At 65.4% G+C, this 26,443-nt stretch carries 18 protein-coding genes and 1 pseudogene; 11 read left to right on the top strand and 8 right to left on the bottom strand.

The features are described from left to right. The first annotated feature begins 3 nt into the window (after nt 1-3). The 6 genes from IX761_RS12795 (at nt 4) to IX761_RS12770 (ending at nt 8,367) form a co-directional block, all read left to right on the top strand. On the top strand, nt 4-1,164 hold the full coding sequence (locus IX761_RS12795) for an efflux RND transporter periplasmic adaptor subunit (protein WP_194789954.1): 1,161 nt from the start codon (nt 4-6) through the stop codon (nt 1,162-1,164). Then, nucleotides 1,161-4,253, top strand: a complete 3,093-nt coding sequence (locus IX761_RS12790) for a multidrug efflux RND transporter permease subunit (protein ID WP_194789948.1) — start codon at nt 1,161-1,163, stop codon at nt 4,251-4,253. The genes IX761_RS12795 and IX761_RS12790 overlap by 4 nt, the downstream gene beginning before the upstream one ends. 9 nt (nt 4,254-4,262) lie before the next feature. Continuing rightward, nucleotides 4,263-4,934 carry a heavy metal response regulator transcription factor gene (locus tag IX761_RS12785; RefSeq protein WP_194789947.1) on the top strand — a complete coding sequence of 224 codons (672 nt, stop codon included), beginning with the start codon at nt 4,263-4,265 and terminating at the stop codon, nt 4,932-4,934. A gap of 132 nt (nt 4,935-5,066) precedes the next feature. Beyond that, nucleotides 5,067-6,482 carry a heavy metal sensor histidine kinase gene (locus IX761_RS12780; protein ID WP_194789946.1) on the top strand — a complete coding sequence of 472 codons (1,416 nt, stop codon included), beginning with the start codon at nt 5,067-5,069 and terminating at the stop codon, nt 6,480-6,482. A gap of 129 nt (nt 6,483-6,611) precedes the next feature. Continuing rightward, entirely contained in the window at nt 6,612-6,836 is a 225-nt protein-coding gene (locus IX761_RS12775) for a hypothetical protein (protein WP_194789945.1), read from the top strand. A 205-nt stretch (nt 6,837-7,041) separates the two neighbouring features. Next, a complete protein-coding gene (locus IX761_RS12770) occupies nt 7,042-8,367 on the top strand; it encodes an OprD family porin (protein ID WP_194789944.1) in 1,326 nt (441 codons plus the stop codon). Nucleotides 8,368-8,483: 116 nt separating this feature from the next. Here the strand turns inward: IX761_RS12770 and IX761_RS12765 are convergent, their stop codons facing one another. Continuing rightward, nucleotides 8,484-8,735, bottom strand: coding sequence for a DUF3077 domain-containing protein (locus IX761_RS12765; RefSeq protein WP_194789943.1), 252 nt, complete (start codon nt 8,733-8,735; stop codon nt 8,484-8,486). After that, on the bottom strand, nt 8,732-8,971 hold the full coding sequence (locus tag IX761_RS12760; RefSeq protein WP_194789942.1) for a hypothetical protein: 240 nt from the start codon (nt 8,969-8,971) through the stop codon (nt 8,732-8,734). The genes IX761_RS12765 and IX761_RS12760 overlap by 4 nt, the downstream gene beginning before the upstream one ends. Before the next feature lie 1,218 nt (nt 8,972-10,189). Between IX761_RS12760 and IX761_RS12755 the strand changes: the two genes are divergently transcribed. Then, a complete protein-coding gene (locus IX761_RS12755) occupies nt 10,190-11,689 on the top strand; it encodes a sensor domain-containing diguanylate cyclase (RefSeq protein WP_194789953.1) in 1,500 nt (499 codons plus the stop codon). Between the two features lie 71 nt (nt 11,690-11,760). Here IX761_RS12755 and IX761_RS12750 read toward each other — a convergent pair whose 3' ends face one another. Continuing rightward, entirely contained in the window at nt 11,761-12,237 is a 477-nt protein-coding gene (locus IX761_RS12750; RefSeq protein WP_194789941.1) for a ferritin-like domain-containing protein, read from the bottom strand. 202 nt (nt 12,238-12,439) lie between these two features. On the opposite strand from IX761_RS12750, the gene IX761_RS12745 reads away from it, so the two are divergent. Further along, nucleotides 12,440-12,661 (top strand): DUF3820 family protein, encoded by a 222-nt coding sequence (locus IX761_RS12745; RefSeq protein ID WP_194789940.1) that lies wholly within the window; start codon nt 12,440-12,442, stop codon nt 12,659-12,661. A 158-nt stretch (nt 12,662-12,819) separates the two neighbouring features. Here the strand turns inward: IX761_RS12745 and IX761_RS12740 are convergent, their stop codons facing one another. From IX761_RS12740 to ptsP, 3 genes are read right to left on the bottom strand one after another with little or no spacing between them, the layout of a single operon-like run. Next, nucleotides 12,820-14,541 (bottom strand): PTS fructose-like transporter subunit IIB, encoded by a 1,722-nt coding sequence (locus tag IX761_RS12740; protein WP_194789939.1) that lies wholly within the window; start codon nt 14,539-14,541, stop codon nt 12,820-12,822. Next, nucleotides 14,541-15,494 carry a 1-phosphofructokinase gene (gene pfkB, locus IX761_RS12735; RefSeq protein WP_194789938.1) on the bottom strand — a complete coding sequence of 318 codons (954 nt, stop codon included), beginning with the start codon at nt 15,492-15,494 and terminating at the stop codon, nt 14,541-14,543. The genes IX761_RS12740 and pfkB overlap by 1 nt, the downstream gene beginning before the upstream one ends. Nucleotide 15,495: 1 nt before the next feature. Next, the gene (gene ptsP / locus IX761_RS12730; protein ID WP_194789937.1) at nt 15,496-18,345 is read right to left on the bottom strand and encodes a phosphoenolpyruvate--protein phosphotransferase; all 2,850 of its coding nucleotides are present in this window, start codon (nt 18,343-18,345) and stop codon (nt 15,496-15,498) included. A gap of 295 nt (nt 18,346-18,640) precedes the next feature. On the opposite strand from ptsP, the gene cra reads away from it, so the two are divergent. The 3 genes from cra to IX761_RS12715 all read left to right on the top strand — a co-directional run bounded on the left by cra (nt 18,641) and on the right by IX761_RS12715 (nt 25,155). Beyond that, nucleotides 18,641-19,636 (top strand): catabolite repressor/activator, encoded by a 996-nt coding sequence (gene cra, locus IX761_RS12725; protein WP_194789936.1) that lies wholly within the window; start codon nt 18,641-18,643, stop codon nt 19,634-19,636. Nucleotide 19,637: 1 nt separating this feature from the next. Further along, nucleotides 19,638-20,414, top strand: coding sequence for a TatD family hydrolase (locus IX761_RS12720; RefSeq protein WP_194789935.1), 777 nt, complete (start codon nt 19,638-19,640; stop codon nt 20,412-20,414). Nucleotides 20,415-20,514: 100 nt separating this feature from the next. Beyond that, nucleotides 20,515-25,155 (top strand): DUF6543 domain-containing protein, encoded by a 4,641-nt coding sequence (locus IX761_RS12715; RefSeq protein WP_194789934.1) that lies wholly within the window; start codon nt 20,515-20,517, stop codon nt 25,153-25,155. Between the two features lie 45 nt (nt 25,156-25,200). Here IX761_RS12715 and IX761_RS27615 read toward each other — a convergent pair whose 3' ends face one another. Both IX761_RS27615 and IX761_RS27610 read right to left on the bottom strand, forming a co-directional pair. Then, nucleotides 25,201-25,905, bottom strand: coding sequence for a methyl-accepting chemotaxis protein (locus tag IX761_RS27615; RefSeq protein ID WP_416366781.1), 705 nt, complete (start codon nt 25,903-25,905; stop codon nt 25,201-25,203). Between the two features lie 153 nt (nt 25,906-26,058). Beyond that, nucleotides 26,059-26,262 (bottom strand): annotated as a pseudogene (locus tag IX761_RS27610) (HAMP domain-containing protein); the annotation flags it as partial. Nucleotides 26,263-26,443 lie beyond the last annotated feature (181 nt).

The raw sequence follows: 26,443 nt of genomic DNA, 5'->3' as shown, positions 1-26,443 counted from the left end.
GACATGACCCGCCCCCTGCCCCGCACCTTCCTGCTCTTGCTGGCCGTTGTCGCGCTGGTACTCGCCGCCTTGTGGCTGCGCCCAGCCCCTGACCGCGCAGGCAAGCCCGCCAACGCGATACCGGTGCGGGTGGTCAGCGTGGTGCAGCAGGATGTGCCGCGTTACCTGGGCGCCATCGGCTCGGTACTGTCGCTGCACAGCGTCGACGTACGCCCCCAGGTCGAGGGGGTGCTGACGCAAGTGCTGGTGAAAGAGGGGCAGTGGGTGAAGGAGGGCGACCTGCTGGCCACCCTCGACGACCGGGCGATCCGCGCCAATCTCGACCAGGCCCGCGCCCAGCTCGGCCAGACCCAGGCGCAACTGCAAGTGGCCAACGTCAACCTCAAGCGCTACCAGTTGCTCAGTACCGACGATGGCGTGTCGAAACAGACCCTCGACCAGCAGCAGGCACTGGTGAACCAGTTGCAAGCGACCCTCAAAGGCAACCAGGCGGCCATCGACAATGCCGCCGTGCAGCTGTCGTACACCCAGATCCGCTCACCGGTGACCGGCCGTGTCGGCATCCGCAACGTCGACCCCGGCAACCTGGTGCGCACCAGCGACACCCAAAGCCTGTTCAGCGTCACCCAGATCGACCCCATCGCCGTCGAGTTCGCGCTGCCCCAGCAGCAGCTGCCGACCCTTCAGCACTTGCTCAAGGCCACCACGCCCGCCGAAGTCGAGGCCTACCTGGACGCCGACGGTGAACGCAGCCTGCTCGGCAAGGGCCACCTGATGCTGATCGACAACCAGGTGTCGGCCACCACCGGCACGGTGCGGGTCAAGGCCGAGTTCGACAACCAGGACGGCCAGCTGTGGCCGGGCCAGCTGGTCACCGTGCGCCTGCGCACGGCGGTCGACGAGGACGCGCTGGTGGTGCCGCCGCCGGTGGTGCAGCGCAGCATCGACGGGCACTTCGTCTATCGCCTGGACGGTGACACGGTCACCAGCGTGCCGGTGAAGGTGCTGTACCAGGACAGTACGCTGAACATCGTTGCCGGGGTGAAGGCCGGCGACCGCCTGGTGCTCGATGGCCAATCGCGGCTCAAGCCCGGCTCGAAGGTCGAGGTCACCCCTGACGCCCCCGCCCCGGCCGAGATGGCCGACCGCAGGAGCCAGCCATGAACACCCGCAATGGCGTCTCGGCCTGGTGCATCGACCACCCCATCGCCACCCTGCTGCTGACCTTCGCCCTGGTGCTGCTCGGTGCCATTGCCTTCCCACGCCTGCCGGTGGCGCCGCTGCCCGAGGCGGACTTCCCGACCATCCAGGTCACCGCCCAACTGCCCGGCGCCAGCCCGGAAACCATGGCCTCGTCGGTGGCGACACCGCTCGAGGTGCAGTTCAGCGCCATCCCCGGCATGACCCAGATGACCAGCAGCAGCGCCCTGGGCTCGACCACGCTGATCCTGCAATTCACCCTGGACAAGAACATCGACACCGCCGCCCAGGAAGTGCAGGCGGCGATCAACACCGCCACCGCGCGCCTGCCCCAGGACCTGCCCAGCCCGCCCACCTGGCGCAAGGTGAACCCGGCCGACAGCCCGGTGCTCATTCTTACCGTCAGTTCCACGCAGATGCCCGGCAACGAACTGAGCGACTACGCCGAAACCCTGCTGGCGCGCCAGCTCAGCCAGATCGACGGCGTGGGCCTGATCAACATCACCGGCCAGCTGCGCCCGGCCATCCGCGTGCAGGCCCAGCCGGAGAAACTTGCCGCCATCGGCCTGACCCTGGCCGACGTGCGCCAGGCCATCCAGCAGACCAGCCTCAACCTGGCCAAGGGCGCGCTGTACGGCGAGCACAGCGTGTCGACGATTGCCGCCAACGACCAGCTGTTCCACCCCGAGGACTATGCGCGGTTGATCGTCAGCTACCGCAACGGCGCGCCCGTGCATTTGTCGGACGTGGCCAAGGTGATCAACGGCGCCGAGAACGCCTACGTGAAAGCCTGGTCGGGGGACCGGCCGGGGCTGAACCTGGTGATCTTCCGCCAGCCCGGGGCGAACATCGTCGACACCGTGGACCGCATGCTCGACGCCCTGCCGCGCCTGCAACAGATGCTGCCGGCCTCGGTTGACGTATCGGTACTGCAAGACCGCACCCAGACCATCCGCGCCTCGCTGCACGAGGTGGAGCTGACGCTGATGATCGCGGTGGCGCTGGTGATCGGGGTGATGGCGCTGTTCCTGCGCCAGTGGTCGGCAACGATGGTGGTGTCCAGCGTGCTGGGCGTGTCGCTGATCGCCACCTGTGCATTGATGTACGTGTTCGGTTTCAGCCTCAACAACCTCACACTGGTGGCCATCGTCATCGCCGTGGGCTTCGTGGTCGACGATGCCATCGTGGTGGTGGAGAACATCCACCGCCACCTGGAGGCCGGCGACGACAGCCGCACCGCCGCGCTCAAGGGGGCCGGCGAGATCGGCTTCACCGTGGTGTCGATCAGTTTCTCGCTGATCGCCGCGTTCATCCCGCTGCTGTTCATGGGCGGGGTGGTCGGGCGGCTGTTCAAGGAATTCGCCCTGACCGCCACCGCGACCATCCTGATTTCCGTGGTGGTGTCACTGACCCTGGCCCCGACGCTGTGCGCACTGTTCATGCGCAAGCCACCGCACGAACAGGTCGATGGCTTCGGCCAGCGCCTGGTGCGTTGGTACGAAAAGGGCCTGGACCGGGCGTTGGCGCACCAGCGCCTCACCCTGGGGGTGTTCGGCATCACCCTGGCGCTGGCAGTGGCCGGCTACGTGGGCATCCCCAAGGGTTTCTTCCCGTTGCAGGACACCGGCTTCATCCTCGGCACCAGCGAAGCAGCGGCGGACGTGTCGTACCCGTCGATGATCGAGAAGCACCTGGCGTTGGCCAAGATCATCGGCGCCGACCCGGCCGTGCGTGCGTTCTCCCATTCGGTGGGGGTCACCGGCAGCAACCAGACCATCGCCAACGGCCGCTTCTGGATCTCGCTCAAGCCGCGCGGCGAGCGCGATGTGTCGGCCAGCGAATTCATCGACCGCCTGCGGCCCAAGCTGGCGCAAGTGCCCGGCATCGTCCTGTATATGCGCGCCGGGCAAGACATCAACCTCAGCTCCGGCCCGTCACGCACCCAATACCAGTACGTGCTCAAGAGCAACGATGGGGTGGCGCTGAACCTGTGGACCCAGCGCCTGACCGAGCGCCTGCGGGAAAACCCGGCGTTTCGTGACCTGTCCAACGACTTGCAGCTAGGCGCCAGCGTCACCCGTATCGACATCGACCGCCAGGCCGCGGCGCGCTTCGGCCTGACCACCACCGACGTCGACCAGGCGCTGTACGACGCCTTCGGCCAGCGGCAGATCAGCGAGTTCCAGACCGAGACCAACCAGTACAAGGTGATCCTCGAGCTGGACGCCCGCCAGCGCGGCAAGGCCGAGAGCCTCAACTACTTCTACCTGCGCTCGCCACTGTCGGGCGAGATGGTGCCGCTGTCGGCCCTGGCCCATGTGGCGCCGCCCAGCACCGGGCCGCTGTCGATCAGCCACGACGGCCTGTTCCCGGCCGCCAACCTGTCGTTCAACCTGGCCCCCGGCGTGGCCCTGGGCGATGCGGTGCAGATCCTCGAACGCACCCAGCGCGAACTGGGCATGCCCGACTCGATCGCCGGCAACTTCCAGGGCGCGGCCCAGGCGTTCCAGAGTTCGCTGTCGAGCCAGCCGTACCTGATCCTCGCCGCGCTGGTGGCGGTGTACATCATCCTCGGCGTGCTCTACGAGAGTTTCGTGCACCCGCTGACCATCATCTCCACCCTGCCCTCGGCGGGCCTGGGGGCGATCATCCTGCTGTGGGGCACCGGGCAGGACTTCAGCATCATGGGGCTGATCGGCGTGGTGCTGCTGATCGGCATCGTCAAGAAAAACGGCATCCTGCTGATCGACTTTGCCCTCGAAGCTCAACGCCACCACGGCATGTCGCCCGAGCAGGCGATCCGCCAGGCGTGCCTGGTGCGCTTCCGCCCGATCATCATGACCACCCTCGCCGCCCTGCTTGGCGCGGTGCCGCTGATGTTCGGCTTCGGCGCCGGCGCCGAACTGCGCCAGCCGCTGGGCATTGCCGTGGTCGGCGGGCTGCTGGTGAGCCAGGCCCTGACGCTGTTCACCACCCCGGTCATATACTTGGCCCTGGAGCGCCTGTTCCACCGCCGCCAGGCCGCCATCGCCGCCGCGCCGACCGCCCGCTGAGACAAGACCATGCGTGTACTGATCATCGAAGACGAAGAAAAAACCGCCGACTACCTGCACCGCGGCCTGACCGAGCAGGGCTTTACCGTGGACCTGGCGCGGGACGGCATCGACGGCCTGCACCTGGCCCTGGAAGGCGACTACGCGGTGATCGTGCTCGACGTGATGCTGCCGGGCCTGGACGGTTACGGTGTGCTGCGCGCGTTACGGGCGCGCAAGCAGACACCGGTGATCATGCTCACCGCCCGCGAACGGGTCGAGGACCGCATTCACGGCTTGCGCGAAGGCGCCGACGACTACCTCGGCAAGCCGTTCTCGTTCCTCGAACTGGTCGCCCGGTTGCAGGCCCTGACCCGCCGCAGCGCCAGCCATGAACCCTTGCAAGTGCAGGTGGCCGACCTGTGGATCGACCTGATGGCGCGCAAGGCCACCCGCGCGGGGGTGCGCCTGGAGCTGACCGCCAAGGAGTTCGCCCTGCTCAGCGTGCTGGCCCGGCGCCAGGGCGAGATCCTGTCCAAGACGGCGATTGCGGAGCTGGTGTGGGACATCAATTTCGACAGTGACGCCAATGTGGTGGAAGTGGCGATCAAGCGCCTGCGTGCCAAGCTCGACGGGCCGTTCGACAACAAGCTGCTGCATACCATTCGAGGCATGGGCTATGTCCTGGAAAATCGGGGTTGAGGTTGGTATCGCCGGGGCCGCTGCGCGGCCCTTTCGCGACACAAGGCCGCTCCTACAAGGGAACGCGGTCTCCTGTAGGAGCGGCCTTGTGTCGCGAATGGGCTGCGCAGCAGCCCCAGAGGGCAACACTGAATGAGCACTCTTCACAAAAGGCACGGCAACTCCATCGCCCTGCGCCTCTGCGCCCTGTTCACCCTGGTCGCCCTCGCCGTGTTCGTGCTGATCGGCAGCGCCCTGTACCGCCAGGTCGACCGCAGCCTCGACCTGCTGCCCGCCGCCGAGCTGGACGCGCGCTTCAGCGTGCTGGAGTCCGCCCTCAACCGCTACGGCACGCCCGAGCACTGGGCCAAGATCAACAGCAAGCTCAACCTGCTGGGCGAAGAGGACAAGCGCATCCGCTTCTGGGCGGTCGGCAGCAACCCGAACTACGAATACGGCCACCCTACCGAGCTGGTCCGCGCCTTCGCCGACGGCCCGCCGGGCATGCGCGAGCTGCGCCTGGCCGACAGCCCCTACCCGTACAAAGTGCTGGTCAGTGAGCTGCCGGCATTAGGCGAACGCCCGCCGCTACGCTTTCTGATCGGCATCAACACCGAAACCTTCTGGCAGGCCCAGCACAGCCTGCTGGTGGCCATTGTGGGGCTGGCGGCTTTGGGGGTGCTGATGGCCTCGCTGCTCAGCTACTGGGTGGCGCGCATTGGTCTCAAGCCCCTGCTGGCACTCTCCGATGAAGCCCAGGCGCTCGCCCCACCACGCCTGGACGGCCGCCTGCAAACCCAGGCCCTGCCACCGGAGCTGGCGCAGTTCGCCGGAGCCTTCAACGCGACGCTGGAGCGGGTCAGCCAGGCCTACACACAACTCGAAGCCTTCAACGCCGACGTCGCCCATGAACTGCGCTCGCCGCTGACCAACCTGATCGGCCAGACGCAAGTGGCGCTGACCCGCGGGCGCAGCGCCGAGCACTACTTCGAAGTTCTGCAATCGAACCTGGAGGAGCTGGAGCGCCTGCGCAGCATCATCAACGACATGCTGTTCCTGGCCAGCGCCGACCAGGGCAGCAAGGCCACCGCGCTGACCGAGGCCTCGCTGGCCGAAGAAGTGGCCACCACCCTGGACTACCTCGACTACATCCTCGAAGACGCCCAGGTCCGCGTGACCGTCAGCGGCGATGCCCTGGCGCGGATCGAGAAAGCTCAACTGCGCCGGGCGCTGATCAACCTGCTGAACAACGCCGTGCAACACACTGCGCCCAACCAGGTGATCGAAGTGCGCATCAAAGCCGATGAACAGCAGGTGAGCATCGCCGTGAGCAACCCGGGGCCGGCGATTGCCGACGAGCACCTGGCCTTGCTGTTCGAGCGCTTCTATCGGGTGGATGCCGCCCGCGCCAACAGCGGCGGCAACAACCATGGGCTGGGGCTGGCCATCGTCAAAGCCATCGCCTTGATGCATGGCGGCAGTGTTTTCGTGCGCAGCGAAGCTGGCGCCAATACCTTCGGCATCAGCCTGCCAAGCGCTCAACTACGCGGGTTTGCGGTAAAAATCTGAGGCTATTTGCAGCAATCATTACTTTTTGCGCAACAGTGCTTATCTGAACAGGCCCTGTTTCACCGGGCCTTGTGGGCTTAATTTAGCGCCATCTCCATTAGCACTTGCTTAGCAAGAAGGTTGTTTCAAATGTCCAACAGTATGGGTGTTGCCAGCGTATTTATCCTGTCGTCCCTGTTGTTGTCGCCCCTGGCCATGGCGGAAGAATCCTCGGCCTTCGTAAACCGCAACGCTGAAGTTGCAGCGGTCCATCAGCAGGCTCGCGAAGCCATTGCCGCGCAAAAAGCAGATGCGGTGAAAGGCTCGCAGCAGACAGCCTCGAAAGTATCCGTCGACGATAACGCCGACAGCTGATCAGCCACTCTCCAGATTCCTGATTTTCCCTTGGCTACACCGTGGGCGTTGCCCACGACGATATGTTAGCCTTTCCAAGCCGCTGCCGATCAGCGGCTTTTTTTATGTGTCGAAATTATCAGCCCGGCTGTTACGTCTCTAATAAGAAACTTGCAGATACGACAATAAAAACTGCCCCACCGCTTGACCAAAGGAGTTTGTACCGGTGTCTTTCGCGTTTCGCTTCACCCCGCTTTTCCTTGCATTTACCGCAACGATGCCCCTGGCCGCCCAGGCCGATGAAGACAAGGCTGATGGCTTCATCGAAGGCTCGACGCTGAACCTGCACTTTCGCAATGCCTACTTCAACCGCAACGAACTGAACCGCGACGTGCGCGACAAGCGCGAGTGGGGCCAGGGCGCCGTGGCGCGCTTCGAGTCGGGCTACACCCCCGGTGTGATCGGCTTCGGCCTGGATGCCCACGGCATTCTTGGCCTCAAGCTCGACGGCGGTGCAGGCCACGCCGGCACCTCGATCCTGCCCAACCACATCAAGGACGATGGCAGCCAGGGCGCAGCACCTCACTCGTTCTCCACTGCGGGCGGTGCAATCAAGCTCAAGGGCTTCGACACCGAGTTCAAGGCCGGTGACCTGTTCCTCACCAACCCGGTGATCGCCGGTGGCGAGTCGCGCATGCTGCCGCAGACCTTCCGCGGCTTCGCGTTGACCAACACCAGCATCGACGGGCTGATGCTCGAAGGTGGCCAGGTGAGCTTCACCAAGCCGTACAACCAGAGCGGCCACCGCCGCATCGACACCTATTACGGTGCGCTGGCAGACGGCGACAAGAGCAAGCACCTGAACTGGGCCGGCGCCTCCTGGAGCGGCACCGAGAACATCACCGCCAATGTCTATGCCGCCGAGCTCAAGGACATCTGGAACCAGTACTACGCCGACTTCGACTACACCTACCAGGTCAACGACCTGGTCAGCCTCAACCCGGGCGTGCACTTCTACCACACCCAGGACACCGGCCAGTCGCTGCTGGGCAAGATCGACAACAACACCTACAGCGTGCACTTCACCGTGGCCGCAGGCTTCCACAGCGTCACCGCCGCCTACCAGCGGGTCAACGGCAACACGCCGTTCGACTACATCAACCTGGGCGACAGCGTCTACCTGGACAACTCGCGGATGTACTCGGACTTCAACGCGCCCAACGAGCGCTCGTGGAAGCTGCAGTACGACTATGACTTCACCGGTGTCGGCGTGCCGGGGCTGACCAGCTCGCTGTCGTATTCGCGCGGTGAAGCAGACCTGACCAAGGCGACCCAGGACACCACGCATTACGACTACTACAACGCCGACGGCAAGCATGCCCGGCACTGGGAGCGTGACTTCGACCTGAAGTACGTGTTCCAGGAAGGTCAGATGAAGGATTTGTCGGTGCTGCTGCGCTACGCCAGCCATCGGGCCAACGCGGCCTATGCCGACAGCCAGGACAATGACGAGATCCGCGTGATCGTGGATTACCCGTTGAACGTGTTCTGACCTGAGACCCGGCGAGGGCTTCGCCCTCGATTCGCTGGCAAGCCAGCTCCCACAGGGATCGCGCAAATCTTGTGGGAGCCGGCTTGCCGGCGATGGGCCGCGAGGCGGCCCTTCCTTCACCGGTTCCTGTTCAACCCGATCTCCAGGTCATTGACCAGCGCCTTGGCCATGGCGCTGAGGATCCGTGCCGCGCTGCCGGCCAGCAGGTCCCCCTCCATTTCCGCCTCGGTGGTCAGGTGCAGGATGCAGCCCTGCAACATCGACAACTCATCGAAGGCTCGGCTGAAGGGAATATCCGGCCGTACACGGTACAACTCGAGAAAGGTCTCGACGCCTGCGGTGAAGGCGGGTTCGGGCTTGTCGCTCATGGCGCCACCTCCCGCGACCGGGCATGGTCGAGCAGGCAACGCAGCAGCTGGCTGAGGATGCAGACGTTGTCCACCAGGGCTGCGGGGCGGTCATCGGTGTCGAACAGAAAGTAGACATCCAAGGTTCTGTTCATTGTCTCCATGAGGATCGCTGCGTGTGCCATGGCGGCGTCGTGGGACAGGTGATCGATGATGGAGATGTAGGGGATGGGGGGATCAGGGACTAGTTTTTTCATTCCGAATCGCTCATGTCGATTGAAGAAATCACCACTTGAACCTTTCTCACGGGATTGGGTGGCAACCGTGCACGGGGTGAGAAACCGAGGACATGAGACCCGGCCAGACCAAAGGTCTGCCCGAACACGGCTGCCATGAAGAAAGGCCGAAACTCACATCATCGGGTTCTCACGCCCGGTCACCCAAATGGGCGACCCGGTGAAGTTATCCCTGATGCGTTTCCCGGCCTATCCAGAGCCTTCCGGCAGGCACGTAGGATAAGTCCCAGGCAGTGCATGCCTGAAGTATTTGGTTGCAGATTCGGAAAAGTCGTACGCCGTCGGGGGGCCTGATCAGGAGCCGGTAATGGCCACCAGGTGCATGTCGAGAGATTGGGTCAGGGCCACCAGGTGCCTGTCGGTGTTTTTGCAGCGCGCTCATTTGTTTCGGGCCAGTTACTCCTGGGCTATCTCCACTGTCCGCCTTGTTGGCATGACGCGGTATCGAGGCGGGCATTGCTGGCCTCTCGCTTGTCTTGAGACATGCACCAAGGCGGACAGTGGAGACCTCACAGGCATAACTGGCCCGAAACAGATGTGGGAGCTGGCTTGCCAGCGATGCGCCGCGCGGGCGGCGCTCGATCTTGAGGGCGCTGCAAACCTGTCGGCATGCACCTGGTGGCCTACATGCGATTCCAAGACAGGCGCATGGGCGCCACACCGCTGCCCTTGGTTAATCAGAATCACGCGGTGGCCTGTGGGTGCCTGTCGGGATATCGGGTAAGGGCCACCGCCAGGCACCCGGAAGCGCACTGAATCATTTCCGTCGGACAAATCACTACAAATCTTGTCCGACAATCCACACTTCCCTAGAATATCGCCGCCGCTTTCCGGCCCACTCCCCATGGATCCCGGGGCTTATGCAGTTGCGANGCGCTCGATCTTGAGGGCGCTGCAAACCTGTCGGCATGCACCTGGTGGCCTACATGCGATTCCAAGACAGGCGCATGGGCGCCACACCGCTGCCCTTGGTTAATCAGAATCACGCGGTGGCCTGTGGGTGCCTGTCGGGATATCGGGTAAGGGCCACCGCCAGGCACCCGGAAGCGCACTGAATCATTTCCGTCGGACAAATCACTACAAATCTTGTCCGACAATCCACACTTCCCTAGAATATCGCCGCCGCTTTCCGGCCCACTCCCCATGGATCCCGGGGCTTATGCAGTTGCGAGCATGACGTTGCCCACCCGATCACCACGATCCGCCCTGTACAAGTCACACCCCGAACTGATCCTCAACCTGGGCAGTTGCCTCGCCGTGCTCGCCATCGTGGCCATCGTCAGCTACCTGCTGGGGCGCGAGCGCGACAGCGTCGAGCAGTCGGCCATCCGCTCGTCGAGCAACATCGTCCAACTGATCGAAAGCGACATCCTGCGCAACGTCGAACTCTACGACCAGTCGCTCAAAGGCCTGATCTGGGCCGTGCACCACCCCGAATTGCTCAACGTGCAGCCCAACCTGCGCCAGCAGATCCTGTTCAACCAGGCCATCTCGGCACCGGTGCGCGGCGACATCCTCTGGCTCGACGCCAAGGGCGATGTGGTCGGCGACTCCACCAGCGTGGTGCCGCGCCAGGCCAATTTCGCTGACACCGCGCCGTTCCAGGCTCACCGCGACCACCCCGGCCTGGGCCTGTTGATCAGCCCGCCGTTCAAGGCCCGCCTGGGCAACCTGGACTGGTGCATCAGTTTCAGCCGACGCATTTCCGGCCGCGAGGGCGAGTTCCAGGGCCTGGCTGCGGGCGCCCTGCGCCTGGCGTACTTCAACCAGCTGTTCGAACGCCTGGACATCGGCACGGACAGCAGCATCAACCTGATCAACACCGACGGCCAGTTGCTGGCGCGCCAGCCCACCCGGCCGCATGACCCGCTGATCGGCACCAGCTTTGCCGAGCGCCCCAACTTCAAGCGCATCCTCGGCGAGCGCAGCGGCAGCTTCACCGCCCGTTCGAGCACGCGCGAGACTCAACGCATCTACACCTTCGCCCGGGTCGCCGACCTGCCACTGATCGTGCTGGTGGTGCATTCCAGCGATGAGGTGTTCCAGTCCTGGCGGCGCACGGCGATCCTGGTCAGTGTCGCCACTGGGGTGCTGTGCATCGGCATTCTCTGGCTGACCCTGCTGCTGGGCCGCGAATTGCGCCGCCGCCATGACGCCGAGCAGGTACTGGCCACCCTGGCGGCCACGGACAGCCTCACCGGGCTGGCCAACCGTCGCCGCCTGGACCAGGTGCTGCGCCAGGAGTGGGCGCGCGCGCAACGCAACCGCCAACCGCTGGCGGTGCTGATGGTCGACGTGGATCACTTCAAGGCGTTCAACCAGCGCCATGGCCATGCCGGCGGCGACCATGTGCTGCGTGAGGTGGCCAACACCATCGAGCGTTGCATCCGCCGGCCTGCGGACCTGGCGGCGCGATATGGCGGTGAGGAGTTCCAGGTGGTGCTGCCGGAGACCGAGCTGGCCGGTGCCTTGCTGCTGGCCGAGCGGATACGCGCCAGTGTCGAAGCGATGCCGCCGTTCGGTGAAGATGAGCGGGCGGTGACGGTCAGTGTGGGGATCGGCCTGCATGTGCCCGGCAGCCAACAGGACCTGGCCGGGCTGCTGGGCGGAGCGGATGAAGCCTTGTACCGGGCCAAGGCCAATGGCCGTAATCGGGTCGAGGGGCCCAAGCCTGAGTGACTGTGCGGCCCATTCGCCGGCAAGGCCGGCTCCTACACGCCTCGTAGGAGCCGGCCTTGCCGGCGAAGGGTTCACGACCGGGCGCGGGCGGCGTTGCGCAGCGCTTTCACCTGGTCATGGTTACGCTGTACGCCCTGCAACTGCTTCTCTACCAGCGTGTAGGTCGGGTCGCTGACGCTACGGCCCAGCTTGACCAGCTTCTCACGGCCATCCTTGTAGGCCTTCAGCGCGTGGTCCTCGCCGCGTTCCACTTCATTGAGCACCGCTTCTTCGTCCTTGCCGGTGACCATCGACTTGAGGTTCACCCAGCCACGGTGCAGGTCGCCGCTGATGCTGGTGCTGGTTTCCGGGTCGCCACCCAAGCGGCGCACTTCGCTTTGCAGCTCGGCGGCAGCACTGGCGCACTCGCCGGCACGTTGCACGAAGAAGGCCTTGAGCTCGGGGTTCTTCACATCCTCGGCGGAAGTCTTGAAGCCTTTCTCGCCGTCCTTGCTGTACTCGATGAGGTCGTTGAGCACATCGATCACGTCTTTGTTGGGGTTGCTCATGGCAGCTGCTCCTTGGCAGGTGGAAGTCACCTGTAACGGAGCAGGCTTCATGCCAGCCAGGAGCTTGAAAAATAAGTGTTTAATTTCAATTACTTAGAGTAAACGCAATCCATCCTCGACGCGGCGTTCTGCATGATCGCCGCTTGGGTCGTCGTGCAGTTTGCAGTATGGTCCGCGCATCACTTGCCCAAGGTCCGCACTGATGAAGCCTGAATCCCTGCAACTGCTGGTCACCCGCACCATGCCCTTTGGCAAGTACCAGGGGCGGGTCATCGCCGACCTGCCGGGCGACTACCTGGCGTGGTTCGCGCGCAAAGGCTTCCCGCCGGGCGAGCTGGGTGGGCTGCTGGCGTTGATGCATGAGATCGACCATAACGGGCTGGGGGATTTGTTGAAGCCGTTGCGGGGCAAGGCGCGGGGGTGATGCCCCCCTGTAGGAGCGGCCTTGTGTCGCGAAAGGGCTGCGCAGCAGCCCCAGCAATATGTGCAAAACACAGGAATCTGGGGGCTGCTGCGCAGCCCTTTCCGGCCGGTCCGGCGCCCCGGCAAGGCCGCTCCTACAGCGACCGCGCAAGACCAAGGTCAGCCCTTGGCCGGCGCCACCACCAACTCCACCTGCTCGCCCTTCTTGATCACGGCATACACCACAGCCGTCAGCAGGCTGCCGGCGAGAATCGCCAGCAGGTACAGCAGCGCATGGTTGATCGCATTGGGGATCAACAGCACGAACAGCCCGCCATGGGGCGCCATCAGCTTGCAGCCGAAGTACATCGACAACGCACCGGTCAACGCACCACCGGCAATGCTCGCCGGGATCACCCGCAACGGGTCCTTGGCAGCGAACGGAATCGCCCCTTCGGAGATGAAGCACAACCCCAGCGCCAGCGCCGCCTTGCCAGCCTCGCGCTCGCTTTGGGCGAACTTGCGCCGGGCGATGAAGGTGGCGATGCCCAGACCGATCGGCGGCACCATGCCGGCCGCCATGGTCGCGGCCATCGGCGCGTAGCTGGATGACGCCAGCAGCCCCACCGAAAACGCATAGGCGGCCTTGTTGATCGGCCCGCCGAGGTCGACGCACATCATGCCGCCGAGCAACAGCCCAAGCAGGATGGCGTTGGTGGTGCCCATGCTGTCGAGGAACTGCGTAAGCCCTGCCAGCATCGCCGCCACCGGCTGGCCGACCACGTAGATCATCACCAGCCCGGTGAACAGGCTGGCCAGCAGCGGGATGATCAGGATCGGCTTGAGCGCTTCGAGGCTGGTGGGCAAGTTCACCCAGCGGGCGATGGCCTTGGCGCTGTAACCGGCGAGAAAACCGGCGACGATGCCACCGATGAAACCTGCGCCGAGGGTGCCGGCCAGCAGGCCGCCGATCATCCCTGGGGCCAGGCCCGGGCGGTCGGCGATGGACCAGGCGATGTAGCCGGCCAGCAGCGGCACCATCAGCTTGAACGCCGCTTCGCCGCCGATCTGCATCAGCGCCGCCGGCAGCGTACCGGCCTCTTTGTAGGCCTCGATGCCGAACACGAACGACAGGGCGATCAGCAGGCCGCCGGCCACCACCATCGGCAGCATGAACGACACGCCGGTCAGCAGGTGCTTGTATACGCCGGTCTTCTCGGTTTTCGGCGCGGTGTTGGCGGTATCGGCGTCGCTCTCCAGCTTGCCTTCGGCCAACGCCTTGTCCAGGGTGGCGCGGGCCTGCTTGAGGGCGATACCGGTGCCGCAACGGTAGATGCGTTTGCCGGCAAAGCGCGCGGTGGGCACTTCGATGTCGGCGGCCAGCAACACCACGTCAGCCTCGGCGATGGCCTCGGCGGGCAGTGGGTTGCGTGCCCCCACCGAACCCTGGGTCTCGACGCTGAGGCGGTAGCCCATGGCCTGGGCCGCTTGCTGCAACGCTTCGGCGGCCATGAAGGTGTGCGCCACGCCGGTCGGGCAGGCGGTCACCGCCACGATCCTGGGCATCGAACCCACGGTTGCCGGTGCAGTCTCCAGCAGCGCAGCGCTGGCCGCCGCTTCGTCGAGAAAACCTTCGCGGTCGGCCAAGGCCTGGGCAGGGGTGCTTTGATACACGCGCTTGCCAGCGAAGCGCGCCAGGTCGACCGGGCCGGTGCTGACCACCAGCACCCAGTCGGCCTCGACGATCTGCACCGGGGTCAGGCGGCGTTCGGGGTGTTCGGCGTCCTGTACCTCGACGCTGGTGCTCCAGCCGCGGCGCTGGGCGGCAGCCGCCAACAGGCGGGCGCTGAGCACGCTGGAGACCTGGCCGTTGGGGCAGGCGGTGACAATGGCAATGTTCATCAGCAGCCCTCTTGTTCTTGTTGTTGTGCGGTCAGTTGCACGCCGGCCGCCAGCTGAGCCAGCTGATTGCGGTCGTGAATGCCGAACCCCACCTGGGTCACCGCCTGGGCGGCAATCGCGGTGGCGCGGCGCAGGGTGTCTTGCGCGGCTTCGCCTTGCAGCAGGCCGTGGACCATGCCGGCGACCAGCGAGTCGCCAGCGCCGACGGTACTGGCGATAGGCACCTGCGGTGGCCGGGCGTGCAGCGCCAGGCCGGCGGCGAACCAGGCCACGCCGTGCTCGCCCTGGGACACCACCACATGCTCGACGCCACTGGCCAGCAACTGGCCGGCGGCGGCGCGTTGTTGCGCCAGATCCTGCACCGGCAGGCCCAGCACCTCACCGAGCTCGTCGGTGTTGGGCTTGACCAGCCAGGGCGCGGCCTGCAAGCCGGCGCGCAGGGCTTCGCCACTGCTGTCCAGGGCCACTTTCAAACCTTGTGCCTTGAGCATCTGCAGCAGTTCACGCAACCACTGCGCGCTGATACCGCGCGGCAAGCTGCCGGCCACCACCACTGCGTCGTGCCCGGGGGCGATCCGCGCCAGGCGGTGCAGCAGGTCGTTCCTGGCCGCCTCGTCCACCTCTGGCCCTTGCCCATTGATATCGGTGACGCGGCCATCGGCTTCGACCAGCTTGATGTTGCTGCGGGTCTCGCCCGGCACGCGGACGAAGCAGTCGGCAAAACCGCGCTGGGCGATCAGCGCCTCGAACGGTTGCAGGTTGTCCTGGCCGAGAAAGCCACCCACGGTGACGCTGTGCCCCAGGTCGGCCAGCACCTGGGCGACGTTCAGGCCCTTGCCGGCGGCATGGCTGTGCTGGGCATGGGCGCGGTTGACCAGGCCTGGGCGCAGGCGGTCGAGGCTGACGGTGATGTCCAGCGCCGGGTTGAGGGTGAGGGTGAGGATCTTGGCCATTTCAGTAACGCTCCACCAGCGCCCGAACCGCTTCGGCGCTGTCTTGTTGCAAGGCCTCGCGCGCCAATGCGCGGGCCGTGGAAAGGTCGGCCTGGCGCACCAGGGCCTTGACTTCGGGGACGCTGCGGGCGGCCACGCTCAGTTCGTCGACGTCCAGCCCCAGCAGCACGGCGACCGCCTGCGGGTCGGCAGCCAGCTCGCCGCATACCCCCACCCACTTGCCGTGGGCATGGGCGGCGCGCACGGTCATGTCGATCAGTTGCAGCACCGCCGGGTGCAGGCCGTCGGCCTGGGCCGAAAGGCTTGGGTGGCCACGGTCGATGGCCAGGGTGTATTGCGTCAGGTCGTTGGTGCCGATGCTGAAGAAGTCCACTTCGCGGGCCAGCTGCGGCGCCAGCAACGCGGCGGACGGTACCTCGACCATGATGCCGACCTGCAAGTCGGCCACCGGAATCTCCTCACGCAGGCGCTCGACCATGGCCTTGGCGGCGCGCCATTCATGCACCTGGCCGACCATGGGGAACATGATCCGCAGGGGGCGGTTGTCCGCGGCGCGCAACAGGGCGCGCAGCTGGTCCTCCATCACCTGCGGGCGCTGCAAGGTCAGGCGCACGCCGCGCACACCCAAGAAGGGGTTCTCTTCGGCGGCGATCGGCCAGTAGGGCAAGGGTTTGTCACCGCCCACGTCGAGGGTGCGCACCACCAGCGGCCGCCCGGCCAGGCCGTCGAGCACACGGCGGTACTCGGCCTCTTGGGTGGCGATGTCCGGTGCCTGCGGGTGGGCCATGAAGATCAGTTCGGTGCGCAGCAGGCCGATGCCTTCGGCGCCCTGCTCCACCACCTTGTCGATGCCGCTGCTTTCACCGATGTTGGCGCACACTTCGACGCGCTGGCCATCGCGGGTCACGGCGGGCTCGTGGCGGTTGGCCCAGGCGATCTGCAAGCGGCGCTCGCGGGCATCGCGCTCGGCCAGGGCCCGGCGCAGTTCCTCCTCGGGCGGCGCGACCGTGACCCGGCCGCGCTGGCCGTCGAGCAGCAGGGGGGTGCCGCTTTCCAGCAGCAGCACTGCCGCGCCGGCGCCGACCACCGCCGGGATGCCCAGCGCGCGGGCGACGATGGCGCTGTGGGCAGTGGCGCCGCCCTGGGCGGTGACGATGCCAGCGACCCGCGCCGGGTCCAGCCGCGCCACGTCGGACGGGCCGACCTCGGCCATCACCAGTACGTAGGGTTGTTCGGGCTCGGCGCTGGCCTGCACGCCGCACAGTTGCGCCAGCACCCGCCGGCCGATGTCGCGCAGGTCGGCCGCACGCTCGGCCAGCAGTGCATCGTGCAAGGCCTCTTGCTGGCGGGCGGCGGCGTCGATCACCGCCATCCAGGCAGCGGCGGCGCTTTCACCCTGGGCCAGGCGCAGCTCGACTTCGTCGGTCAGCGCCGGGTCGGCGAGCATTTCCTGATGGGTGACGAAGATTTCGCCAATGGCCTTGCCGCTGCGCAGGACCAGGGTTTGCAGGTCGGCATGCACCTGCTCGATGGCCTGGCGCAGCTTCAGCCGCTCCTGGGCCGGCGACTCGCCCCGCAACGGGTAGTCGATCTCGCGCTCGACGCACACGTGGGCCGGGCCGCTGGCGATGCCGGGCGCGGCGGCCACGCCTTGCAAGGTGCTGCCAGGGGCCGGCGCCTGCAAGGGCGCGACGGCGACTTCATCCACCTGGGGGCTTGGCGCCAGTGGCTCGATGTCTTCACCCAGCCCTTGCTCGATGGCCGCCAGCAGCACGGGCAGTGCATCGGCGGCGATGGCCGGCTCGGCGATCAACTCCAGGGCCTGGCCACGGCGCGCGCCGAGGCTGAGCAGCTTGCTCAGGCTCTTCACCGACACGGCGGGCTGAGCGCTGTCGAGCAGGCGGATGCGGATCTCGCCCTCGAAGCCCTTGGCCAGCTGCGCCAGCTCTTTGGCCGGGCGGGCGTGCAAGCCATGGGGGTTGGCCAGCACCACGCGGGCGCTGGGCCAGTCAGCAGGGGCTTCACCGCCCAGCACTTCGAGCACCGCGCGGCTGCTGGTGGCCTGGTAGAGCATCTGCCCACGGCCTTCGATCAGCACTTCGCACAAGCGTTCGAGCAGGGCCTGGTGCGCAGCGCCCAGGCTGGCCAGGCAGAACAGGCCGTTGAGCGGCTGGTCGCGGTAGCGCAGCGGCTGCGCGGGGGTGATGAAGGCCAGGCCGGGCTGGCGTACCTGACGCTCGCTGTGCAGCCACCACAGGCCCTCGCCCAGCGGCAGTGGCTCGGCCTGTTGCAGCACGGCGGCGAAACCGCTGTCCACGCAACCGGCGCGTTGCAGCAGGCGCGCACCACGCCAGGCCAGTTCGTCGAAGTCTTCGGCCGCATGGTTGAGGCTGACCAGTTGCGCATCCAGCGCCAGCGCCTGCGGCGCCCCTTGCAGCAGCTTGAGCAACGCGTCGGCGCTGCTGGCACGGCGCAGGGCTTCGGCCAGGTCGGTCTCGCCCAGGGCGCGGGTGAGCAGTTGCAACAGGCGCAGGTGTTCGTCGGAGCGGGCGGCGATGCCGATGGCCAGGTAGACGATCTGCCCATCGCCCCAGTCCACCCCTTCGGGGAATTGCAGCAGGCGTACGCCGGTGGCGAATACCAGGTCGCGGGTCTGCGGGGTGCCATGGGGGATGGCGATGCCCTGGCCGAGGAAGGTCGAACCCTGTGCCTCACGGGCCAGCAGGCCTTCGAGATACCCCTCGGCCACCAGGCCGTCGGCCACCAGGCGCTGGGCCAGCAAGGCCAGGGCCTGGCCCTTGTCGGCGGCCTTCTGGCCCATGGCAATCTGCTCCACGGCAAGCTCGAGCATGACCTTCTCCTTTTGCGGTGCCCGCGTCGGGTACCGAGGTATTGTTGTGGAATTCAACGGCAAAAGCCGTTTGAACGCTCAGCACAAGCAGCAATTTCTTTTCTGTCGGCAGGAAAAATCGCCATGCTGAAACGTTTAATCTGACCAAGCGGCCACGTTACTCGATAATCTGCCGACGAAAAAGCCCCATCCTGTCGGACAATTGCGACAATGGTCGCCTGCTCGCGAGCCAGGCCTTGAGGGAAACTACCCGGCCAGGCAAGCCGTCAGCCCCGGAAATAACAAGGAAAATTCGGTGAAACTCAGCGATATCGCCCGTCTGGCCGGTGTGTCCGTGACCACCGCCAGCTACGTCATCAATGGCAAGGCCGAACAGCAGCGCATCAGCAACAGCACCGTCGAGCGCGTGCGCGCGGTGGTCGAGGCCCATGGCTTCACGCCCAACCCCCAGGCCGCCGGCCTGCGCAGCCGCCATACCCGCACACTGGGCTTCATTCTCCCGGATCTGGAGAACCCCAGCTACGCCCGCATTGCCAAGCAGCTGGAGCAAGGTGCCCGTGCCCGTGGCTACCAGTTGCTGATTGCCAGCAGCGACGACCAGCCCGGCAGCGAGCACCAGTTGCAGCAGCTGTTCCGCGCGCGCCGCTGCGACGCGCTGTTCGTCGCCAGCTGCCTGGCGCCGGAGGATGACAGCTACCGCGAACTGCAGGACAAGGGCCTGCCGGTGATCGCCATCGACCGACGCCTGGACCCTGCGCACTTCTGCTCGGTGATCAGCGATGATCGCGACGCCAGCCGCCAACTGGCCGAGAGCCTGTTGCAAACCCGCCCGCGCAGCATCGCGCTGATTGGCGCACGCCCGGAGTTGTCGGTCAGCCAAGCCCGCGCCGGTGGCTTCGAAGAAGCCCTGCAAAGCTATGGCGGTGACGTGCGCCGTTACCAGGGTGAAGCCTTCAGCCGCGAGTGCGGCCAACGCCTGATGCAGCAACTGATTGAAGAGCAAGGCGGCCTGCCGGATGCCCTGGTGACCACCTCCTATGTGCTGTTGCAGGGTGTGTTCGATACCTTGCAGGCGCGCCCGGCCGATTCGCGCCAACTGCACCTGGGCACCTTCGGCGACAACCAGTTGCTCGACTTCCTGCCACTGCCGGTCAATGCCATGGCCCAGCAGCACGGCCTGATCGCCGCCACCGCGCTGGAACTGGCGCTGGCGGCCATCGAAGAGAAGCGTTACGAGCCGGGCGTGCACGCCATCGGCCGGACCTTCAAGCAACGCATCCCGGCGGCCTGACATGCGCCTGATCGACACCCACACCCACCTCGACTTCCCCGACTTCGACGCCGACCGCCCGCAGCTGCTGGCCAATGCGGCAGCGCGCGGGGTGGAGCGGATGGTGGTGCTGGGGGTGTATCAGGCGAACTTGCAGCGCGTGTGGGACCTGGCCTGCGCCGAACCTTGCGTATTCGCGGCGTTGGGTTTGCACCCGATCTACCTCGACCAGCATCGCCCGGAGCACCTGGTCGAGCTGCGTGAGTGGCTGGAGCGCCTGCACGGTGACCCACGCCTGTGCGCGGTCGGTGAATTCGGCCTGGACTACTACCTGCCCGAGCTTGACCCGGCGCGTCAGCAGAATCTCTTCGAAGCGCAGTTGCAGATGGCCTGCGACTTCGAACTGCCGGCACTGCTGCACGTGCGCCGCAGCCATGCCCAGGTGATCGCCACCCTCAAGCGCTACAAACCGGCACGGGCGGGGATCATCCATGCCTTTGCCGGGAGCTACGAGGAGGCGCGGGAATACATCAAGCTGGGCTTCAAGCTGGGCCTGGGTGGCGCCGCGACCTGGCCCCAGGCGTTGCGCCTGCGCAAGACCCTGGCGCGCCTGCCGCTGGACAGCGTGGTGCTGGAGACCGACTCACCGGATATGGCGCCGGCGATGTATCCAGGGGTGCGCAACAGCCCCGAGCACCTGCCGGAGATTGCCGAGGCGCTGGCACACTGTATGGGCGTGACGACCGAACAGCTGACCGAAGCCACCCACCGCAATGCCTGCGATCTGTTCGATTGGTAGTCAACCGGCGGCTGTAATGCCTGGGTAGTAGCCCAATACCGCATTGCCGATGGCGCACTCCGCTTCCATGGCGGCTTTCATCCGCCATCAGGAAAGCACCATGCACCACCAGCGCCTCCCCGCCAGTCATTACACCCCAGCCCTGAACGATGCGCAAAGCTATCTCGACTTGCAGGTACTGCAACTGATCGACCGAAATCTGGACAGCTATTTTGGGGCGCTCGACAGCGCCAGGCGCCAACGCTATTTCGAGCTGGCAAACCAGGTTTCCGACCGCAACAAGCGCCTGACCGCCAGCCTTGTCGACTGCATGGAAGCTTTCGATGAAGTGGGCATGAACAAGCTTGAGCAAGCGCTGGCGAAGCTGAGCACCACAACGGTTGACCCGAGAACCTGGTATTTCCATACGCGCATCACCGTAGCCCCTACACGCCAGCCCCGAGCCCTGAGCACACGCGAACCCCAGGAGCGCATTCAATCGTTCACGCTCTGGGAAGCCGCCCGCCTGGACCTGTCCAACGTCTTTCCCCCGTCCTACCAGAATCGCTATCTGCCACACAGCTACATCAGCCGCTACGCCAATGGCACGGCTGAACGTCCCGAGGTAATCAGCGCCGAAGCCTTCGAACGGCACGCCCACGCCCTGGACCTGGGAACATTGCTGACGAAACTGGTCGAGGGCGTCATGAACGTTGCGTTCAAGCGGCAGCTCACCGACTACCATCAAGCGTTGTTCGAGCTGGCGGTATTGGATGCCGCACGCCTCGCGCCGGACGACGACAACACCTGGCAATGGCTGGCCAGCGTACCCGCCACATTCGACGCCCCCCTTCAACCCTGGACCCAGCATCAACTCAGTTTCTCGGGCAATAGCTTGCCCTTGCCGTTCTTCACCCGCGAATTCCCGGGATTGGACGGCGACCGTGTGCTCAGCTACTTCCCCAATCGTTCGAACGGCGCGCTGCAACGCCACTTCAGCCAGCAACAGGCTACCGATGCCTTGCTGGAGCAGATAAAAAGCGCGCCCAACGAAAAGTGGTTCCTCGACGGCCTCGACCAGCAAGCGCAGAAGACACTGTTCACCCACCTCGGCGCGCCGGTGGCCAAGCGCGATGGCCTGAACTGGACCCATCGCCTGCTCTACGACCTGCTTGGCCAAGGGGTGACGCCCAAGGAAAAGCTGACCATCACTGCCAGCGACCGCCCGCAGACACTCAAGCAGGCACTCACTCACCTGCATGTCGAGCGTTTCAAGACCGACCTGCTGGCCCACGCTGTCACCCTGTCGCAACGCCAATGGAAAGCGTTGAGCGACACGGCGGGCATCGTGCTCGGCGAAACGCTCGGGTTGCTTACCCTGGCGCTGCCTGGCGGTGTGCTGGGGGCGAACCGGTTGATGCTCAGCGCCACCCTGGGCAGCCTGGCCTACCAGCTGGTGACGGCCGGCGCGGCGTTGCGAGATGGCGAGCGGGCCGAGGCGATCCAGGCGCTGGCCGATACCAGCGACCTGATCATCAGTGGCAGGCTGCAAGCCACCGCAGGCAAAGTTTCGCGTCGCAGGGCCCGGGAGCTGGTCCAGGCGCTGAACGGCCCCAGCGTGGTGCGCCGCAAGGGCCAGGAGGTGTTGGACTGGCCGAACGTGCTGGGCCGCAACGAGGGGCCGAGCCCCACGCAAATGGACGTCAGCAGCGTGAGCGATGGGCAACTGCTGCAACGCCTCGCTGCTCGGCAGTTGCCCACCCTGCAAAGCGCGCGCGCCGAGCGGCTATTGGCGCTAGCCGAGACCAGCCGCAGCACACTGGAGTCGATCTGGTACGCGCATGCCACCACGCCATGGCAGTTGCTGGACGTGTTGTCCAAGGAGCAGGCCGGCTTCGACCTCGGCCTGCCTGCCGATACCGGCGCACTCGGCCAGCGCTTCCCCAGCCTGTCGGCTGCCGCGAGGGCGCATTTGTATCGCTATCACCCAGCACTTCGCACCTTGGCGGCGGACACCCTGCTGTCCCACGAGCAATTGCAGGACATCCTTCACGTACAGACCGAGCAGCGTGTGCTCAATGCGGTGCATGCCTTCAGGTCGAGCGATCAGCCGCTCGACGGTGACAGCGAGGCGTTGTTCTGTTCGATGCTGCTGGCCGATCCTGCCTGGCCCGCCGGCTTGGGTATCGATGTTCATCACGGCGGCACTGCGCCTGACGGACTGGTAATTCCAGGCGTGCAACGCCTGGCCAGCCATGGTCTGGACGACGCAAAAACCTTCATCACCCTGCACCGCACGGACACCCGCTACGCCGGCAGCCTGGACGGCGGTGAGCTGGCCCAGGTCGAACGCGGCCAGCGCGGCCTGGCTCAAGCACTGCTGCGCACCCTCAACGACGCGCAACGCACTGCGCTGGGCTTCGAAATCCACGAAGCGGCCAAGCTTATCGAGCACGTGGAGCGCATAGCCCTGGCTCAGCGCACGGTCCTCGCCGACCTGCTGCCGGAGCCGGACCACTACCCATTGAGCGAAACGCGGCTCATGCCCTTGCGCCAGGGCACCCTGCCAACCACGGCCAAACCGGGTGAAGATGGTATCTACCGACTCGAGAAAAAGCTCTACATCGTGATCGAGGGCCACCGGTATCAGGTACTCCAGGACAATGACGCATCTTCGCCACAGCGCGCCGTGTGGCGCATCGTCCGCGCCGAGGACGCAGTGGCCCAGGCGGCGGACAACGTCTACGTGGCCACTCGTCCAGGACGCAGCGAAGCGGTCTCACGCGATGCCCGAGGCAACTGGCAAGGGGTGTTGCTGCCTGGCGCAGGGGGCGGGCCGAAAAAGCCATCGCGACTGGAGGCGATGAGGGAGGCGAATCAGAAAGCCAGGGAAGCGCAACAGCACCGGGAGGATCTTGAACATCTGGACCTGGACGAACAGAACGAAGCGATCGTCAGGAGGCTGGAGACGTTTCTCAAGGAGTACCCAGTGATCGATAGACTGTCCAAGGCACCTGGTGTCGGTCGCGAGAGGGCCATTCAGAAAATCGTCGCGCACGTCGACGACATTGAGGCTCAGTTGAAATTGTTCGATGAGAACCCCAGGTTCGTCGACATGTACCTCGGCCGCGGCATCCACGACAAAATCTGCACTCAGCGGTTCGAGCAGCTCAAGCAGGTGCACAAGGTGCTGCTGCTCCATGAACTGGAATTGGGGGATGCCCTGAAAGCGGCCGGAATGAATCCCGATCGCCAGTTCCGACTCCAGGAGGTCCTGGACGCCCCACATGCCGCCGAGCAACTTCGCCTCATCAACCATGAGCGGCTGGCAAACCTAGTCAAGCGGCTTCCCCTGGCGGAGAAGTACAACCAGATCCTGCAGAAGCTGCGTGACAATCAGGCCTACAAAGAAAAGCAGCATTCACCTTCCTGGGAGATCATTCCGGATACCGAAATCAAGTCCGGGATCATTCATGTTCGCAGCCTGCTGTTAGCTTGCAGCGATCCCCTGGATGTACGGAGCCCCGCCGTGCTCCATGTCAAGGCCAACAACCTGTGCCGCGCACTCCTGGAGGAGTCCTACCTGTACAACTACGTCTGCAATACACCGGCGACCAACCGATTCGAGGTGCTCAGTTGGCTACAACAGCGGTTCGAGGTGCTTGCCGATAGTTTCGAGCAGTTGAAGCCTGACTTCCCCGAACAAGCAGCCGACCGCAACGCCGAGCACCTCAGGGAACTGCTCAAGATCACCAACGACTATCGAAAAGACTGCGACACCCGCCTGCTGGAAATGCTGGAAAAGGACAAGGACGCGGCCCTACCGTCCACGGAACTGCTGGACATCGATTTCGACTTCATCCCCGCTCAAGGTGCGTTGCCATCCGCCAGCCAGGCGCCTGATACACGCCGCGTGGTCACCCTCAAACGTCATGGTCGCTCGCGCCTGGTTCAGGCCAAACAACAAGGCAAGAACACCGATCGCCTCACCCTGATAAGCAGTGACGACCAGGCCACGCCCCTTGAAATCAGCCGAATCGGGCAAGGCCCGTGGCAGATCACCCCAGCGCCACTCAAAAGAGACCTGCCACAACTGGACACCGCAACCCGCAGTCGGCTGGAGGCATCACCGAAACTCATGCGCGATGCGACGACCCATGCCTCCCGACAGGATGCCGTGGCGGCAAACATCAGCGAACCGTTGCTCGACCATGCCGATGAGCTGGACATTCTGGTCACCCAGTACGATCAGCAGAACGCCCTCAAGCCGCTCGACAGCACCCGCTCTGGCCTGCGTCAGCGCCTGATTGACGCCAGCTCCGAATTGCACCGGTTGGCGGACGAACTGACATTGATGGTCTACAAGAACCCACACAAGCCCAACGCCAGCTACCTCACCTACCTGGTGGCCAAGCAAACAGTGACAGTACGCAAGGTGCAAGAGGCTCGACAATCTGTCGGCAAAGGCAAGGACCGGCGTTTCATGGACAACTACCTGATCATGGACAGCAGCGGCAAGCCGCTGTGGGAGGCGCATTTCCACTATCCGGCACTCGATACCCCGCGGGAGCACTACGCCTATCGTAGCGGCCACCTCAAAACGCTCGAGGATGCCCGCAAAGGCATCCGCTTCCAGCAGGAACAGGAGCGCCTGGGGCTGAGGGTGCCAAGTATCCTGCGTGTCGAAGTGCCGTTGCCCTTGGCGCGGTCGCTGTTCGAACTTGCCGACCGGCAGCAGGAGAGTGCCCACGTCGCCGACTGACCGCAAAGGGCGGCATCACCTGCGGGGGGTGCCGCCTGCGCGGACTCAGACCCTGAACGCCCCGATCAACCGCTTCAATTCCACCACCTGCGCCGACAGCACCCGACTGGCATCCTCGGTCTGGCAGGCGCCGTCGGTGGTGTCCTGCGCGGCGCGATTGATCGCCACGATGTTCTGGTCGATGTCATGGGCCACGGCGGTCTGTTGCTCCACGGCGGCGGCGATCTGCTGGTTCTGCTCGACGATCCCCCCCACCGCGCCGAGGATGTTGCCCAGCGCCTGCTGTACCTGGCGCGCCTCGTCCACGGTGCCGGCGGCCATCTGGTGGCTGCTGCCCATCACCCGCACCGCCGCGCCGACGCCATCGCGCAGGCGCTGGATCATCTGGGCGATTTCCTCGGTGGAGTCCTGGGTGCGCCGGGCCAGGGTGCGTACCTCGTCGGCGACCACGGCAAAACCCCTGCCCTGCTCGCCGGCCCGAGCCGCCTCGATGGCGGCGTTGAGCGCCAGCAGGTTGGTCTGCTCGGCAATGCTGCGGATCACCTCCAGCACCCGGCCGATGGCCTGGCTGTCGGCGGCCAGCTGGTTGACCGCCACCACGCTCTGGTCGATCTCGCCGGCCAGCCGGGCGATGCTGCCCTGCTGGCTCTCGACCAGGTCGCGGCCGGTGGCGCTTTCGTGGTTGACCCGTTGCGCGCCTTCGGCCGCCAGCGCGGCGCTGCGCGCCACTTCCAGCGCGGTGGCGCTCATCTGGTTCATGGCCGTGGCCACCTGCTCGATCTGTTCGCGCTGGCCGCCAACGGCCAGGTTGCTGCGCGCCGACACCGTCAGCACCTGGCCGGCCTGCTCCTCGACCGTGGCGACGGTGTGGCCGACCTGCTCGATCAGCCCGCGGATGCGCCGCACGGTCTCGCTGAAGCCCCGCCCCAGCTCGCCCAGTTCATCCTGGCTGCTGGCCTGGAAGCTCACGGTCATGTCGCCGCCCGCCACTTTGTCCATGGCGCTGCCGAGCTTGCTCAGGGTTTCGCGGGTGGAGACGTAGAAGCCGCTGTACAGGTAGATGATCAGCACGAACACCGAGGCCAGCGCGGCGACCAGGGCAATCATGCGCAGGCGATGCTGGCCCAGGCGATCTTCCAGTTGCCCGTGCAGATGGGCCAGCACGGCGTCGTTGAGGCGGTAGGTCTGGGCCATCAGTTCGCTGGTCTGCTGGTAGAAGCCGGCCCAGGGCGTGTCCAGGGTCTCGGCCACCACCACCTGGTCCTCGAACAGCGAGGCAGCCTGCTTG

Source organism: Pseudomonas sp. UFMG81, assembly GCF_015354575.1.
Taxonomy (GTDB): domain Bacteria; phylum Pseudomonadota; class Gammaproteobacteria; order Pseudomonadales; family Pseudomonadaceae; genus Aquipseudomonas.
This window is presented reverse-complemented; position numbering and strand designations above follow the sequence as displayed.

Bases quoted from the DNA above. Each gene is read 5' to 3' on its own strand.
- IX761_RS12795 (WP_194789954.1), top strand. From the start codon at position 4: ATGACCCGCCCCCTGCCCCGCACCTTCCTGCTCTTGCTGGCCGTTGTC.
- IX761_RS12790 (WP_194789948.1), top strand. From the start codon at position 1,161: ATGAACACCCGCAATGGCGTCTCGGCCTGGTGCATCGACCACCCCATC.
- IX761_RS12785 (WP_194789947.1), top strand. From the start codon at position 4,263: ATGCGTGTACTGATCATCGAAGACGAAGAAAAAACCGCCGACTACCTG.
- IX761_RS12780 (WP_194789946.1), top strand. From the start codon at position 5,067: ATGAGCACTCTTCACAAAAGGCACGGCAACTCCATCGCCCTGCGCCTC.
- IX761_RS12775 (WP_194789945.1), top strand. From the start codon at position 6,612: ATGTCCAACAGTATGGGTGTTGCCAGCGTATTTATCCTGTCGTCCCTG.
- IX761_RS12765 (WP_194789943.1), bottom strand. From the start codon at position 8,735: ATGAGCGACAAGCCCGAACCCGCCTTCACCGCAGGCGTCGAGACCTTT.
- IX761_RS12760 (WP_194789942.1), bottom strand. From the start codon at position 8,971: ATGAAAAAACTAGTCCCTGATCCCCCCATCCCCTACATCTCCATCATC.
- IX761_RS12750 (WP_194789941.1), bottom strand. From the start codon at position 12,237: ATGAGCAACCCCAACAAAGACGTGATCGATGTGCTCAACGACCTCATC.
- IX761_RS12745 (WP_194789940.1), top strand. From the start codon at position 12,440: ATGAAGCCTGAATCCCTGCAACTGCTGGTCACCCGCACCATGCCCTTT.
- IX761_RS12740 (WP_194789939.1), bottom strand. From the start codon at position 14,541: ATGAACATTGCCATTGTCACCGCCTGCCCCAACGGCCAGGTCTCCAGC.
- pfkB (WP_194789938.1), bottom strand. From the start codon at position 15,494: ATGGCCAAGATCCTCACCCTCACCCTCAACCCGGCGCTGGACATCACC.
- ptsP (WP_194789937.1), bottom strand. From the start codon at position 18,345: ATGCTCGAGCTTGCCGTGGAGCAGATTGCCATGGGCCAGAAGGCCGCC.
- IX761_RS12720 (WP_194789935.1), top strand. From the start codon at position 19,638: ATGCGCCTGATCGACACCCACACCCACCTCGACTTCCCCGACTTCGAC.
- IX761_RS12715 (WP_194789934.1), top strand. From the start codon at position 20,515: ATGCACCACCAGCGCCTCCCCGCCAGTCATTACACCCCAGCCCTGAAC.
- IX761_RS27615 (WP_416366781.1), bottom strand. From the start codon at position 25,905: ATGAGCGCCACCGCGCTGGAAGTGGCGCGCAGCGCCGCGCTGGCGGCC.